The sequence below is a fragment of the Tenacibaculum sp. ZH5_bin.1 genome, from assembly GCF_042865525.1.
GTDB classification, from domain to species: Bacteria; Bacteroidota; Bacteroidia; order Flavobacteriales; family Flavobacteriaceae; genus Polaribacter; species Polaribacter mesophilus.
Window position 1 is genome coordinate 174,292 of the sequence record NZ_JBEGIO010000002.1, and the last position, 15,633, is coordinate 189,924.

General features: G+C 29.6%; 15 protein-coding genes. 4 read left to right on the forward strand and 11 right to left on the reverse strand.

What is annotated here, in order from left to right:
• Positions 1–6 precede the first annotated feature (6 nt).
• From ABHQ57_RS08785 to ABHQ57_RS08815, 7 genes are all read right to left on the reverse strand, one after another.
• Positions 7–2,235, reverse strand: coding sequence for a M1 family metallopeptidase (locus tag ABHQ57_RS08785; RefSeq protein WP_253680327.1), 2,229 nt, complete (start codon positions 2,233–2,235; stop codon positions 7–9).
• 71 nt (positions 2,236–2,306) lie between these two features.
• Positions 2,307–2,798 (reverse strand): DUF6702 family protein, encoded by a 492-nt coding sequence (locus tag ABHQ57_RS08790; RefSeq protein WP_047789562.1) that lies wholly within the window; start codon positions 2,796–2,798, stop codon positions 2,307–2,309.
• A 29-nt stretch (positions 2,799–2,827) separates the two neighbouring features.
• Positions 2,828–3,625 (reverse strand): carboxypeptidase-like regulatory domain-containing protein, encoded by a 798-nt coding sequence (locus ABHQ57_RS08795; RefSeq protein WP_389863344.1) that lies wholly within the window; start codon positions 3,623–3,625, stop codon positions 2,828–2,830.
• A 90-nt stretch (positions 3,626–3,715) separates the two neighbouring features.
• Positions 3,716–4,495 carry a carboxypeptidase-like regulatory domain-containing protein gene (locus ABHQ57_RS08800; protein ID WP_389863346.1) on the reverse strand — a complete coding sequence of 260 codons (780 nt, stop codon included), beginning with the start codon at positions 4,493–4,495 and terminating at the stop codon, positions 3,716–3,718.
• Positions 4,496–4,499: 4 nt separating this feature from the next.
• Positions 4,500–5,312, reverse strand: coding sequence for a carboxypeptidase-like regulatory domain-containing protein (locus ABHQ57_RS08805; RefSeq protein WP_167713910.1), 813 nt, complete (start codon positions 5,310–5,312; stop codon positions 4,500–4,502).
• Positions 5,313–5,316: 4 nt separating this feature from the next.
• Complete coding sequence (locus ABHQ57_RS08810) at positions 5,317–6,093, reverse strand: carboxypeptidase-like regulatory domain-containing protein (RefSeq protein WP_389863349.1); 777 nt, start codon at positions 6,091–6,093, stop codon at positions 5,317–5,319.
• A 110-nt stretch (positions 6,094–6,203) separates the two neighbouring features.
• Entirely contained in the window at positions 6,204–7,292 is a 1,089-nt protein-coding gene (locus tag ABHQ57_RS08815; protein WP_389863352.1) for a thrombospondin type 3 repeat-containing protein, read from the reverse strand.
• 257 nt (positions 7,293–7,549) lie between these two features.
• Between ABHQ57_RS08815 and pepE the strand changes: the two genes are divergently transcribed.
• The gene (gene pepE, locus ABHQ57_RS08820; protein WP_389863355.1) at positions 7,550–8,257 is read left to right on the forward strand and encodes a dipeptidase PepE; all 708 of its coding nucleotides are present in this window, start codon (positions 7,550–7,552) and stop codon (positions 8,255–8,257) included.
• 420 nt (positions 8,258–8,677) lie between these two features.
• On the forward strand, positions 8,678–9,304 hold the full coding sequence (locus ABHQ57_RS08825) for a JAB domain-containing protein (protein WP_389863358.1): 627 nt from the start codon (positions 8,678–8,680) through the stop codon (positions 9,302–9,304).
• A 30-nt stretch (positions 9,305–9,334) separates the two neighbouring features.
• Here the strand turns inward: ABHQ57_RS08825 and ABHQ57_RS08830 are convergent, their stop codons facing one another.
• Together ABHQ57_RS08830 and ABHQ57_RS08835 are read right to left on the reverse strand one after the other, a co-directional pair.
• A complete protein-coding gene (locus ABHQ57_RS08830; protein WP_167713906.1) occupies positions 9,335–10,171 on the reverse strand; it encodes a hypothetical protein in 837 nt (278 codons plus the stop codon).
• A 96-nt stretch (positions 10,172–10,267) separates the two neighbouring features.
• A complete protein-coding gene (locus ABHQ57_RS08835; RefSeq protein WP_167713905.1) occupies positions 10,268–10,897 on the reverse strand; it encodes a hypothetical protein in 630 nt (209 codons plus the stop codon).
• A 394-nt stretch (positions 10,898–11,291) separates the two neighbouring features.
• On the opposite strand from ABHQ57_RS08835, the gene tssD reads away from it, so the two are divergent.
• Positions 11,292–13,292, forward strand: a complete 2,001-nt coding sequence (tssD, locus tag ABHQ57_RS08840; RefSeq protein ID WP_167713904.1) for a type VI secretion system tube protein TssD — start codon at positions 11,292–11,294, stop codon at positions 13,290–13,292.
• 1 nt (position 13,293) lies between these two features.
• Complete coding sequence (locus tag ABHQ57_RS08845) at positions 13,294–13,863, forward strand: hypothetical protein (protein ID WP_167713903.1); 570 nt, start codon at positions 13,294–13,296, stop codon at positions 13,861–13,863.
• A 196-nt stretch (positions 13,864–14,059) separates the two neighbouring features.
• Here ABHQ57_RS08845 and ABHQ57_RS08850 read toward each other — a convergent pair whose 3' ends face one another.
• Together ABHQ57_RS08850 and folD are read right to left on the reverse strand one after the other, a co-directional pair.
• On the reverse strand, positions 14,060–14,488 hold the full coding sequence (locus ABHQ57_RS08850; protein WP_167713902.1) for a hypothetical protein: 429 nt from the start codon (positions 14,486–14,488) through the stop codon (positions 14,060–14,062).
• A gap of 234 nt (positions 14,489–14,722) precedes the next feature.
• Positions 14,723–15,607, reverse strand: coding sequence for a bifunctional methylenetetrahydrofolate dehydrogenase/methenyltetrahydrofolate cyclohydrolase FolD (folD, locus tag ABHQ57_RS08855; protein WP_167713901.1), 885 nt, complete (start codon positions 15,605–15,607; stop codon positions 14,723–14,725).
• Positions 15,608–15,633: the final 26 nt, after the last annotated feature.

Here is a 15,633-nt window from a genome sequence, read left to right on the forward strand (position 1 = left end):
ACTATATTAGTTTTTAGCTTTCTTTTTAAAAGCATCAAACTTATTTGTTGTTTGTTTAGGCCAACTGTTATTTGAAGTATCAATATCGGCAGTTTCTAAATCAGGATCTACAACAATACTTTTAATTTCTTGAGTAGATGTAAATACTCTTTTTACTTTATGCTCATTTTTTTTCCAAATTTGAGCAGGGAAAGTTTGGCGTTTTTTAGAACCATCTGCATACGTTAATTCCACAATAATAGGCATTACTAAACCACCTGGTTTTTCAAACTCAACTTGATAAATATAATTAGGTATATTTTTTAAATTAGCTTTCTTGTCTGATGGTAAGCTATTAATATATGCTTCTATTTCAGATTTATCAGCATCTTCTTTTTTAGTAGTTAAGTAAACTAACTTACCTAATTGCGCAAAATAAGAAGGATATTGCTGTTGTAACTTCTTACTTTCTTCATTTGGCTTATTGGTTAAATATAAAGGCTTAACCTCTTTAATTCCAATATCAGTATAATCAGTGGTGTAGAACCAACCTCTCCAAAACCAGTCTAAGTCCATACCAGAAGCATCCTCCATTGTTCTAAAGAAATCGGCAGGGGTAGGGTGCTTAAACATCCATCTTTTAGAGTATGTTCTAAAAGCATAGTCAAATAACTCAGGTCCCATAATTGTTTGACGCAACATGTATAAACCAGCAGCTGGTTTTGTATAAGCATTAGGCCCGAAATTATGTACATAATCACCTTGAGACATGATAGGGCTTAACCTATCTTGATCTAAACTCATGTAACGTACAATATCTTTAGGTAAGTTACCAGTGTTAAAGTTTGGATCGTAGTCTAATTCAGCTAAAATTTCAACAAATGAATTTAAGCCTTCATCCATCCAAGTCCACTGACGCTCGTCAGAGTTTACAATCATAGGGAAGAAGTTATGACCAACTTCATGAGTAATTACTCCAATCATTCCGTTTTTAACTCTATCAGAATAGGTTCCATCAGGATTTGGGCGTCCGTAGTTAAAACAAATCATAGGATACTCCATTCCTTGACGCTTAGCGTGTACTGATACTGCTTTAGAATATGGATAATCAAAAGTCATTTTAGAATACTCTTCTAATGTATTAGCAACAACACGAGTAGAGTGCTCTTCCCATAGCGGATTTCCTTCTTTTGGGTATAAAGATAATGCCATAACGGTTTTACCATTAATATCTACAGCCATAGCATCCCAAATATATTTTCTTGATGAAGCAAAAGCAAAATCACGTACTTTATTTGCCTTAAAGTGCCAAGTTTTAGTTTTAGTAGTTCCTTGCTTTTCGTTTTCTTCAGCTTCTTTTTGAGTAACAATAAACACTGGGTCTTTAAAAGATTTTCTAGCTTTTTCAAGACGTTTACGTTGTTCTCTACTTAATACCTCTTTTTCGTTTTGTAGTTCACCAGTAGCCTCTAAAATATGATCGGCAGGAACAGTAATTTTTACATCGTAATCACCAAATTCTAAAGCCCATTCACTACGCCCCCAAAATTGCATGTTTTGCCACCCTTCAACATTGTTGTACACACATAATCTTGGGAAAAATTGAGCAATAGTATAGTTTTTATTTCCGTCAGGAAAAGATTCAAAACCAGAACGACCACCGTCTTCAACAGAGTTGTTAATTAAGTAGTTCCACTTAATTTTGAATTTAAAAACCTCACCAGGAGCTAATGGTTTAGGTAAGTTAATACGCATCATCGTGCGGTTAATAGTATGAGATAAATCTCTACCATCAGCATATTTTACGGCTTCAATATTAAAACCAAATGCTTTTGGTTTATCCATATTGTCACTCACAAATTTATCAGGAGTTTGAAAACTTCTTGCTGCATTAGATTCTGCCAAGGGAGATTTAGAATCAGGAGCTCGCATATTTTGATCTAACTGTAACCATAAATACTCTAAATGATCTTTAGAGTTGTTATGGTAAGTAATATCTTCATCTCCGTACAATCTATCTGTAGCTTCATCTAAGCGTAAGTTCATTACATAATCAACTTTTTGTTGTGTGTATGCATGACCAGGGGCTCCTGATGCTGTACGTTGATCGTTAGGAGTAGCTAATACATCTTTTAATTGTCGAAATTTGTTTTGGTCGGTATGACCTTGTTGACGTTCTTTTTTAGGTGCTTCTTGGGCAAATAAAGAAGCTGATACAAAGAGCGCTGAAAATAATAGCGTAGAATATTTTCTCATTATATGCTTGTTAGTTTTTGAATAAATAAGCGGAAAGTTAATGAAATCTTATTACTAAAAAAGAAGCTTTATTAAAAATTTAACAAACCTTTATCATTATTGCTTGATAAAAACAAACTTTTGCGCTCCTTTTTAACAGTTGCTTTAATAAGGTTTTGTTGATCAGGGAAATGCTCAACTAAAACATTGTTTTCTATTTTTATTGATTTTGGCAATGAAACATTTTCTATCTCTAAATAAAAGTAAACAATATTACCATCGTATTCCTTACCTATAAACTTGTAGTTTTTTTCTTCATTGTTAATAATAACTTTAAAATGAGTTTTTAAGTATTTGTAATAGTATTCATTAATAGACGGTAATTCGTTTTTAGTGGCAATTTGTAGGTTGGTATTGTAATCTTTATTTATAGCGAGCTCAATATCATCCATAAAAACATTCATAATCATTTGTACGCTTTGAGTATCTTCTCTGTATTCAATTTCAGTTAACGCAACATAGTATTTATGCAGAGTGAATGATAGTAAGGGAAGGACTAATAAGAGAACAAAAAGTTTTTTCATGGTTAATAAAGGTCAATTATTGCGCCAAATTAATCTTTTCCAATAAGTTTGAGGTATCCTGTATGTTCTTTTCTAAATATTTTAATAACTTTTAACACTTCACGGTTTTGATATAGTTTTTCTATTCCTAACGGATTACAATATTCTAAAAAGTGATAATATTTATCAATAGGAATTTTAAGTTCAACAAAAAAGAAGTCTTCTCCTAATTCATTAAGTAATTTAGCAGGCATATTTTCTTTAAAAGCTAATTCTTTACGAAGTTTTATTAGTTTTTCTGAGTTTTTTACAGGAAATGTGTTGGTAGTACCCATTCCTTCAAAAGCTTTTGTAGGGTCAACATTTACAACATTAGGTTTTACGTGTTTACTTATATAATCGTCTGAATGGTAATTACTGTAATTAACATTTGAAAAGTCGGTAGCTTTACTTGCTATTTCTAAGTTTTTATCACGCTTTACCTTTCTAAGGTCTTTGGCAAGTTCACCTGATAATTCGTTGTTTCTTAGTAAAACTTCATCTAGTTCATAATCTTGTTTTTCAAGAGTAGTTCTTTTTCTGTAGGTATTAAAGTCGGCTTTGGTTAGTTTTTCATAAATGGTTTTATAACCTATACTACTATATCTAATAGAATCTGTAGGTCTAGCAAAAAGTCTGTATTCTCCATTCTCGTTAGAAAACGTGGCTTGGTTTGTTGAAAAGTTAACAATATGAGCATTTTCTAGCACACCATTTTCATCATAAACAATTCCAAAAAGTGTTTTTCGTTCTTCTTGAGAGAATACGAATTGTGATAAAAATAATAAGGCTATTAGAACTTTCTTCATGGTACTTTATTAGGTTAGATTAGTATACACCTAAAGGTACGAAATATTTTAAGAAAGCGTAACCAATAACAACGAAATAGGGAAGAGGTTTTAATTGTATTTTTTAGGGTTAAGTTTTTTAAATTCGTCTGATTTCTTTTGTAAAAATGTAATCATTGCTACTTCATTATTTAAATAAAGAGTATTGAAGTCATCGGCAGATTCAGCAAAATAAATAAACCTGTCAATATCTTCTTTTAGTATGTTTAGTTCGTGTTGAATGAGTATGTAGTAATTACTACGTATGTTTTCTATTCTTTTTTCTTTGTCTTCAATAGCCTTAAGTTTTTTTAATTTTTTTAATCTTCCAGACATCCAATTTAACAATAGGTCTACAGGTATTATTCCTCCATAACTTGTTGTAGCAGTATGTAGCCTTCTTTCAGCAGGGGTAAGTATTCTAGAACCGGCAAAGGGTAGGTTTAATGTTTCAGCATTTATTACTTTTTCAGATTTTATATGTTTTGAATCAGAAGAAATATACCCAAGTAAATTATGCTTTTTTACTTCAACTTCATCTAGCTCAATAGGTACTTTTTTTAGTAGGATATTATTTTCTTGTATTCCGAAGTGATTGACATCTACTACAAAGTTTTTAGTTTCATAGCCCACAAACGAAATTTGTAAAGTATCATTTATTTTGGCTAAAATCCTAAACTCACCATTATTATTAGTAAAAGTTCCTTGTTTAGTGTTAAGGTTTATTACATGTGCGTTAGGAACAGTACTTACTTCATCTTGTATGGTAGCGTAAAAGAATTTTCTACTTTCTTGCGCTGTAGCTTTTATTATAAAAAACAGACAAATAATTGAAGGGAGTATATTTTTCATGTGTTTAGTTATTAATTGCTTTTAAATAACTCTTACTTTCTTGTTGCAAGATAGCAATGACTTTTAAAAGCTGTTGTTCTTTATATAGTTTTTCTATACCTAGTGGATTGCAATACTCTAAAAAATGAAGATACTTGTCTTTAGGTATGTTAAGCTCTTTAAAAAAGAAAGACTCTCCAAATGCTGAGAGGAGCATTTTAGGAAAATTCTCTTTAAACTGTATTGTTTTTCGGGTTCTTTTTAGTTGTTCAGAATAATTATCTTTCCCTAAACTAATTGCGCCTCCAACACCAGCAAATTTAGCAGTAGGGTCAGTTACCTTTCTCATATTAGGAACCCCCATTTTATCAATCTCATCAATAGGCATAATAATAGGGTCTTGAAAATTAATCATAGAAAAATCAATAGCTTTTTTAGCTTTTTCCATACCAATATCTTTAGGTGTTTGTTTAGTATCTATGGCAAGTGAACCTATTAAGTTGTGTTTTTTTACTTCCACTTCATCCAATTCAAAAGGAACTTTAACTAGGGTAATCTTATTTTCTTGTATTCCAAAATGAATATGGGTAAGCTTAATTTTTTGGGTTTCGTATCCTACAAAAGATATTTGTAAAGTATCGTTAGGTTTTGCTAAAATTCTAAATTTACCAAAGTCGGTACTAAATGTACCTTGTTGGGTATTTAGGTTGATAATATGAGCGTTGGGTATAGCACCAAGTTCATCATTTAAAGTTCCGTAAACGAATTTTCGTTTTTGTTGAGCCGTAGCTCCTAAAGTAATTAGTAGTAAAAGTGTGATGGGTAGTTGTTTAATCATGCAATTATTTTTTGGTAACTCTTATATTTTCATTTTCTAGTAGGTAAGGGGAGGATTTACTATTTTCAATTAAAACAGCCGTAAGTTCTAAAACCTTGTCTTTATTATACAGGTTTATAATTCCTTTAGAAATACAGGCTTGTAAAAATTGATTGATGTTTTCTTTCTTTATTTTTAGTTGACGTATAAAAAAGCCATCTGTAAAGTGTTTTCTAATTTTTTCAATATTTCTATCTTCAACAGTAATCTTTTTTAATTGTTTTTTTCGTTTGTTTGTTCCGTTAAGTGAATTTATAAGTCCCGTTACACTAATAGCTAAGCCCGATTCTACCTTTACTGTTTTTTCATCTTTTGGTTGTATAACATTGGCATAAGGTAGTTTTAAGGTTTTAGCATTTACAACAGGGGCGTTGTTAAGAATGTCGGGATCAATTTCTAAAATACTTCTTTGCTTTTCAAGCACAACCTCATCTAACATGTGCGTTTTACTATCAACAAAAATTACAATATTTTTAGCTTTAATATGCTCTTTGGTAAGGGTAACCTCTTTATACTCTAAGTTAAGATGAGAAATAAGTAAAACGTTGTTTTCAGAAGCTAAAATTTCAAAACGTCCGTTTTCATTAGAAACAGCACCAAGCGTTAGTTTTTTATTAATAATATGTACATCTTGGGTAGCAATACTATCTATAAACACAGTACCCGTAATAATTTTAGGAGTGTTTTGAGCAGTTATAGCACAGGTAGTTATGGTAAAAAGAACAAGTAACAATTTTCTCATATCACAAATAAACTACCAAGCAGTCTTAAAAATGTTTTAAGAAGTTTGTAAACTTTTGTTAAATAAAAAGAGCTCGCTTTTAAAAGCGAGCTCTTTTTATTTAAGTGTTTTTAATCTTCTTTGTATATTTTACTTTTTTTACCATTTTGGTCAATAAAGTATAGACCTTTAGGTAATTCTTTGAGGAATTTAATTTCTTCAGTTTTATTATTAATGGTAGTTTCTTCAATCTTAATTCCATTTGAATTATGAATAGTTATAATAGATGGAAATTTAGATTGCCTCCTAACTGAATTTTTAATAAATAAGCTTCTAGAAAAAGTATTGTTTTGTTCCCCACTAGTGCCTTCATTTACATTATTATCATTATCAATTTTTATGTGAAGGAATACTTGATCGCTTCCCCAAGCATTTATGAGGTCTGAATGTGTAAAGTTAATAAATTTTGTTTGAGAATCATTTTGATTTAAATTTTCCAAGTCAATTTCTCTTATTTCTTTAGCGTTATCTATATTGTTGGTAGTGGATAAGTAAAATCCGACTTTAGTATAGCCAGAATTTGTATCACCAACATTAATGATTTTTAAATTAATTTGTAGATTATCCCCCATATATATACTATGTGATGTGTTGGTATCTAGTGTTTTTGTAGTTCCAGACTCACCTGTTGAATATGTCGTTGAATTTTTTTTATCAATAATTAAATCAGCAAAAGGACAACCGTTATTGGAAGAAGGACCTACTTGATTTGGACATTTGTCTTGCCAGTTCTGAACTCCATCTTTATCTGAATCTCTGTTGTCTTTTGAATCACAAGAATCACCTAAACCATCATTATCGATATCGCTTTGATTTTCATTTGAGTTATTAGGACAATTATCTATATTATTAGGAATATTATCTAAGTCAAAATCATTAAGACATTTATATTCATTAATGGACATAAGAGTGATTGGATTAGTTACAGGAAAAATCCATATATCGGTAATGATATCTTTTATCAATTTTATCTCAATGTTTTCTGATACATCTTTTATTTTTACTATAGCTTTATTACTATTAAAGACTAAGGGTATTTTATTGTTATTAACTTTTAAATATAAAGAATTGTCGGTTGAATTAACTTCTACACCATAGCTTGTAATACATCTATTAGAGTTGTATGTTTTGTTAATAATTTTAATTGATTGAGCTTTCATATTGACTGAAAGGGAAGAAAATATTAAAATAAAAAATAGTTTTTTCATAGTTTATAAAATTTTTGATTTATTAAATTACACCAACAAAACAACTAGGACTTGAATAACCCTACTTTATATATTAAAAATTTTACGGTTTATTTTTAACTACATATTTTAGCCATAAATACTCGCAAAACATATTATTTATAGTAGGTTGTAAAACACCTGTTTAACACCTGTAAAGGTGAATTATAGAACATTTAACAAAGAAAAAAATGAAAAAACTAATTGTAGCAAGCACATCTACCGTTCATGGTAGTGGATACCTAGCATATATTTTACCAACCTTAACTAACTTTTTTAAAGAAGCCTCTACCATATTATTTATACCGTATGCACGAGCAAGCGGAAAAACCTACGATGAGTATACTGAAATAGCTCGTAAGGCTTTTGCTACTATTGATAAAAAAGTTGTAGGTATCCATGAGTTTGATAATCCGAAGGAAGCTGTTCAGCAAGCGGAGGCTATTTTTACAGGAGGAGGTAATACGTTTGAATTGGTAAATCAACTATATAAAAACGATATACTTTCTGATTTAACTACAGCGGTTGAAAACGGAACTCCGTATTTAGGTACCAGTGCAGGAAGTAATATTTGTGGAGTAACGATGATGAATACGAACGATATGCCTATTGTGTATCCACCAAGTTTTAAAACCTTAGGGTTTATTCCGTTTAATATCAACGCACATTATTTAGACCCAAATCCAGATTCTACGCACATGGGTGAAACGCGTGAAACACGCATTAAAGAATATCATGTATTTAATGAAACACCAGTGCTAGGGTTACGTGAAGGTAGCTGGCTAGAGGTTAACGGAGATTCAATTATATTAAGAGGAACTTACACCGCACGTTTATTTAAACAAGGAAAGGAAGCTGAGGAGTTAGCCACAAATACAGAGGTTAGCCAGTATTTTTAACCTCTTAAAAGAAATACTTTATAGTTAAAAAGATTTTTTATAAGCTATTTTTATTGTTACTGTGGCATACTATAAGAAAACAACCATTTAAAGCCTGATAAGTTAAGAAACGAACTTGTTGGGCTTATTTATTATCAAGACTTTTCCATTAGGCACCAAATGTCACTTCTACTAAGCACTAAATATCTTTCGCATTAGGCACGAAAAGACATTTCCATTATACATATCAAGTTTAATAGTACTTTATAAATAGAAATTTAAATAAACAGATTACTTCGCCATGGTCTCCTTATAATTCAGGTTTAATAGGTAACAAATGTTGTTTTAAGCTATAAAAAATGAAAGAACAACGTATGCTAAAAAAACTACTTTCTGTAAAAACTATATAGGCTATCTTTGAAAAAATCCTATTTTTACGATATGGACATAAAATTGACAGAACAAGAGAAGATAAAAATCTTAAATTCCGATGATATCTACGGAATAATGCAAAAAATATTACTTCGTGAAAGTAAGATAGACCAAAACCGTGAACACTTTTGGGTAATTGGTTTAGCTAACAACAATCGTATTCTTTTTATTGAGTTAATAAGTTTAGGTACTATTAATGCTACTTTGGTAGAACCCATGGAAGTTTTTAGTCTTGCATTGCAAAAAAGAGCTGTAAAAATAATATTATGTCATAATCACCCAAGTGGTGAGTTAACTCCGTCAGAAAATGACAAAAACCTAACAGATAGGTTAATACAAGTAGGTATTATAGTAAATACACATGTAATAGATCATTTAATTATTTCTGATAAAAGTTATTTGAGTTTTGCTGATGTTGGTCTTTTACAAGAGTTAGCAAAAAGTACCAAATATGTTCCTAAGTATGTACTGGAACAGCGTCTTAAAAAAGAGGCTGCTGAAATTGCCCAAAAGAAAGAAAAGATTGAGATTGCCAAAGCTTTTAAAAGAAGTGGTCTTGATAATGAATTAATCGCTAAAAACACAGGTCTTACCATTGAAGAGGTAGAGAAGTTGCGTGTTAGGAGGGGGAGATAAGCGAGAACAAGCAATTATTTATAGTCATTGTTAGCCACATTCTTTATTATGATTTTTTATTACCTTAATTAAATTTTCTGAATTATTAGATATTTTATCAAGAGCTTTATACGTATCTGAATTATATAAAATTTTATGAATCAATAAATTATATTCCTTTTCAATATCTGTTATTAAATTAATTATTTTGGAAAATAGAGGGTAATTCTGAGTATTACTAGATGCAATAGATAAAAGAACATACAATGAGTGAGAACAAGAGAAAGTCAAGTTTGTTAACTTATTAAAATGGATTATTTCATTTCTATTTTCAATGAAAAGTTTAAAGCGTTCTTTCATTTCTTTACTTATATCCCAATTTAAATATTTTTCTAACCTATATAGTGATTCTGAGCAAGTTATTGAGTTTACGAGTATTTCTTTTTCTTCTTGAAACATTATTTTTCCTACATCTTTTGAAAGCTGCTCAACTCTTAACTCTTTATTCTTTAACACTGCTTTTGTAAAAGATGTTAAAACATTTGAAATATTTTTTCTTTGGTTTTCATTATGCTTTATTAATTTTTCTTTATGCTCGGGATATTTATCTATTGATGGATAAATTAAATATTCTCCATCAGAGATTAAATTTGCTTTAAGGTAAGTTTCTACAATATGAAAGACCTCATTAACAAAAGTAGTTGAGATTACTTGATAATAAATAGATTCATTAGAGTAATATTTTTCAATTAGTTTTTGTAGTTCTTCATTATCATCAATTTCATTATTTTTTACAAAGTCAAGCCCTTTTTTTAAATAGCTCAAATAATTTTCAATAGTTATTTTTCCCTTAAAAAATAAAAATTCATCTATAGTTTCCAAATTCATAGTTTATATAAGCTTTGTTATATAGTTTGATAGTAAAATTACTTAATAAAAATTGATCAAGAAAATCTAAAAAAAAACAGTAAAGTTCATATAATATTATTGTTTTTTTTCTCTATATGTTCTGGAAATATATGTGTCTGATTCCATTTCAATGTTTTTAAAACTCAAAGAAAAATATTCAATTTTCATTCCCTTGTCAAGTGTTAACCAACCAATTATTTCCTTTTTCTCTGTAATTAAGTTCAGGTTATTCAAATATCTTAACTCTAATTCAATTTTTAAAGTATCTCTTGAGTCCATTCCTTTTTCTTGAAAGTCAAAAACTTTAAAATCAATAGGTTCATTTATTTTATGAAATTTTTGTTCTCCCTTTGACAAAACAAAAGGATTAGATTTTTTATCTCTGAATCCTAGATGGCTTTTTGGTTTTTCTATATGCGATTTTGGATAAAACCAAAGTCTTGAGTAAATTACTGTAGCATCTTGATTTCCTTGATTGTGAAATACCAGGTTTACATTTAAAGAATCATTTTCAATTCCACCACTTACGAATGCAGTTTTTAAGTCATAGTGATAATAGAAAAATTGAAAATATAAAGCAATACAAGAAACTATTAGTGCTAAAAAAGATATAAAATTACTGTCTCCTCTAGGCTTTTTTTCTGAATTATTAGAGTTGTACTTTTTTAACTCTTTAAGCTGTCTTATTATTCCAGAATTATTCATTTTTTTTATTATAGGCAACTTTTTTAGTGTATTTGCACACCTTATATAGTAGTATAAGCGTGCTTTTTTGCAATTTTTTAGTGTTTTTTAATGCTAGCTAATATAACAAAAAAAGGTAATTAACTATAGTTTTAGGTGCTTGTGTATTAAAATACTGTCCTTAAACAAGAAGTAATTTGGTTATTACTAGTAGTTACATAAGTACAGCATACTTACTTGTTAAGTACACTACCGTGTTTGTGTTGGTGTAAGCTTCGTACAAAACTAATTGGTAGTTGTTAGTATACAGTACTTTACAGTAAGTAGCTTAAAAATCAATATACTACCTGTTTGTTTTTTTAATGTTTTTTATATATTTAGGGTAAAAAATTGTTAACCCTTCAAAAATATTTCTATGAACATAAAAGCGAAGCTCTTTGTATGTGGAGAGGAACGAGAATTAATTGCTACCAGTTTAAATTACATTCGACTTACTGACTGGAACGGTAAGCCCATATCAGCCCTAATGGGAGGTGCTTTTACCGTTACTTTTGAACCAGAAATGTACGATGATACCTTTATTGAATGGATCATAGCCGATAGAAAAGACAATAAAAAAATACATCACCCTTTTAATCTTTATCTATTAAGAGATGGGAAAGTAGTTTTTTATGAAGATGATTTTGATGGAGTAGAGCTATTCCAATACAATTTTCAAGACGGTGTACTTATAAATTACCATGAGGTTTTTGATAACCAAAATGGTATGTATGTTACGTTAACGATATCGCCTGCTATGCAAGACTATCGTTTTTTTAACAATAGTACTGACTGGAGAAGAAAAAGTAGAACTCGTTATATAAAACCATGGCAAGAGAGTTTTATACCGCCTATAGAAGATACTCCATATAAGGCACAGGAAGACACAACACCTCGAGTTATAAAAGTAAACTGGATTAATAAGAGTAATGAAGTAGTAAATAGTAGTCATTATGAAGAAAACTTAGGTCTTGAAATAGGTTTGAATAATCCTAATGGAAGAAAGGTAAAAATTAGTATTGCAAAAAAAGACAATACTAGTTTTGATAATAATACTAAAGAAATAGTATTAGAAGAACATGTTACTGGTAATAAAGTAACTATAACCGACTTTAAAATAAAGAAAGAGTGGGAAGATTTTAAAAATGTAGAGATAGATGAATTGGTTGCTACTGCAGCCTATTTTAATAGTACTAAAGAAAGTACTTCTTTAGAAATTATAGCACCGCCTAAAGTAATTGTAGACTTTAGACCTAGTAAAAATTATAGTGGGGAATACGGTTTTGATTATATAAGACATAAAAAAGAGAAAGATGATTATGTTACTTATGAAGACATTGTAGGACCTAATCAGTACAATGATTTTAAACTAAAAAAACGAGTAAAAAAGTTTAAAAAAGACCCTCTTAAATATAAAAAACTAAAAGATAATGAGTATAAAACGCTTACATTTCCTTGGTATAAAGATAGTGCAGGGAAAGAAATTGAGTACATACAAAGTTGGTTAACTTTATATCCACAGCAAACCGTAACATTAAGCTTGCAGTTAGAAACGATAAATAACCCTAAAAAGTTGGATATTTGTTTAGAATACAATACCGAATTATTTAAGTTAAGTACAGATACTATACCAGCTCAAAGTAAAAAGAAAAAAAGATTAGACGACTTTTTAACCGTTAAATGTTTAAAAGAGTTTAGTACTGACCAAACCATTAAGGTTATGTATGGTAATCAACAATTAGGGCAACTAAACATTTTAGCCAATGCTAAAAGTAAACGTAAAAAGCTGGATGTTGTTTTTGTAGAAGTTGAAACTAAATTATCAAAGATGAGAAAAGGTAGTTCAACAGGAAAAAAGACATTTTTAACTCAATATTTACAACAAGCCCTAATTAAGCCCAATATTATAATTGAAACATTAGACTTAAAAAATGATAAAACGTTTAATAAAAAAGTAGACCCTAAAGGAAAGGGTTACATAGATAGTAGAAAGGGGTTGCACGATTATTTAAATGGTAAAATGGATACTAAATACAACAACTATTTAAAAGTTTATTTTATTGGTGATAAATGTCCCACATTCGATAAAAAAACAAATAAAAAAGGAAGAGTTAATGGACAAGCTAAAGATTTTAATTCGGACGCAGTTGTATTGTTTAAAGGGCATAATGTGGCTACAGTAGCTCACGAAGCCTTACATGCTTTAGGTTTGTATCATACTTTTTCTTCAAAAGCAAATTATACGTATAAAAAAGGAGAGACTTATAATATTATGGATTATTCGCATTGGGCTGTTTATGGTAATAAAAAACGAATATTAACTTGGTTATGGCAGTGGAAAAAGATACAGAATAACACATTAATAAAGCCTGAATAGTATGAAAAATATAATATTAATAGTATCAACAATATTAGTAGCTTCATGTAACGCTCAAAAAAAAACAATGATGAAAAAATTTGACATTATTCAATATCAAGAGAAAAAGAAAAATAACCCAAGCTATGACGGTTATTATTTAAAAGACAGTACTTATATAAAACAGTTTGGCAATAAAAACTCTGGATTTGCAGAATACGAAACCCCTCCTTCTCCTGCTATTTTTCAAATTTATAGAGAATTTTACTCTAATGGAGGATTAAAATTAGAAGGTAAAACTTTTCCTAACGACTTTAATAAAGGTATTTGGAAAGAATATGATAAACAAGGTAACTTAGTTAAAGAAATAGACTATGACAAAGGTTTCGAGTATACTTGGGAAGATTTGGTGAAATATTTAGAAAAACGCAAAGTAGATATTAAAGATACCACAAATACGGATATAAGGAAAGAAAATGGCAACTGGCGTTTTTCGTATGTTGAAGGGATTTATATTTATGATGTTATTATAGATGGCAAAACAGGTAAAATACTTCAAGATGTTAAGAATGAATTTGAAGAAGGCTCGTAAAGTTAAAAACTATTAAGAACTTATTTTATTAAATGATAAAAGCCAGCTCTTGATAAAAATGGGAACAAGCCAAACATAACAAAAAGATAAGGAGCAGTTATCGTTAATAATATTTGTTTTATTAAGGGTTTCAGGAATTAAGTTAGTTAATAAGATAACACTAGCAGTAAATTATACAGTGTTGTAGTACGTTTTATTATTTACTCTTTTCTTTAAATATAAAATTCTCTATTTTACTATTACTATATTTTTTATTTCCAATCATTTTATCATTTTCTATTTTCAAAACTAAGTCCTTTAAGAATTTATATTCTATTTCTTCAGGTTTACTATAAATTTTAATAATAGAATCCTGCGTTAGCTCCCATTTATATTTTAGTTTTGAAGTAATATACTCTGAACCACAACTAGAAATGTTTTTTTCGGTTATTAGTACTTGTTCTTTGGAGAAGTTTAATATTAAATACATTTTTACTCCAGCACAAGGATTTGGTTCGGGAGTTTCTTCACATCCATAACCAATATTTGATACATATTCTTTGTTGGTTAATATGTCAGTTTTATTTTGAGCGTTTACATTCATAAATAAGTTAATAAATAGTAAAAATAGTATAAGTCTTTTCATTATAATTTCTATTTAGTTGAATTGAATGTATTACAACTCTTTTGTATAAACAATTTCAGTATTTTAAACAATAAAAAAGGTAGTATAAACGTACTTTTTGCAATTTTTAATGTTAGCTAATATAGCAAAAAATGGAAATTAAATAAGTAGAGTAAGAGAAATGTATAAACTGTTTTCTATAAAAAAAGACTGCCCTTAGGCAGTCTTTTATATTATTATACTAAGCTGTGTGTATTAACACTCTTCTTGTCTACGCTCACAAGCTAATAAAGTGTTTTTTAGTAACATTGCAATCGTCATAGGACCTACACCACCCGGTACAGGTGTAATGTGCGATGCTTTTTCTGATACTTCGTTAAAAGCAACATCACCTACTAATCTAAATCCTCTTTTCTTAGAAGGATCAGCAACACGAGTAATTCCTACATCAATAATTACTACATCGTCTTTTACCATATCACCTTTTAAAAATTCAGGAATACCAATAGCAGCAATAATAATATCGGCTCTTTTAGTCACCTCTTTTAAGTTTTTTGTTCTACTATGTGTTAAAGTAACCGTTGCATTTCCTACTTTTCTTTTTTGAGACAGTAAAATACTCATTGGGCTTCCTACAATATGACTGCGACCTATAACTACTACATCTTTACCAGAGGTTTCAATATTGTAACGGTCTAGCAATTCTAAAATTCCGAAAGGAGTGGCAGAAATATACGTAGGTAAGTTTAGAGCTAACTTACCAACATTCATAGGGTGGAAACCGTCTACATCTTTATCAGGGTTTATAGCCATTAATACCTTTTGTTCATCAATATGATCGGGTAGGGGTAATTGTACTATAAAACCATCAATATCATTATCAATATTTAAAATAGCAATTTCGTTTAATAGTTCTTCTTCAGTAGTTTCTTCAGGAAGACGAAGTAAAGTAGATTCAAAACCTACACGTTCGCATGCCTTTACTTTTGCGTTTACATAGGTTAAACTAGCTCCGTCATTACCTACGATAACCGCTGCTAAATGCGGTGTTTTTTTATCGTTAGCTTTTAATGCTGCTACTTCTAAAGCAATTTCTTCTTTAATGTCTGCTGATGTCTTTTTACCGTCTAGTAAAATCATTTGTGTGTGTTGTTGTGTGTTATTCA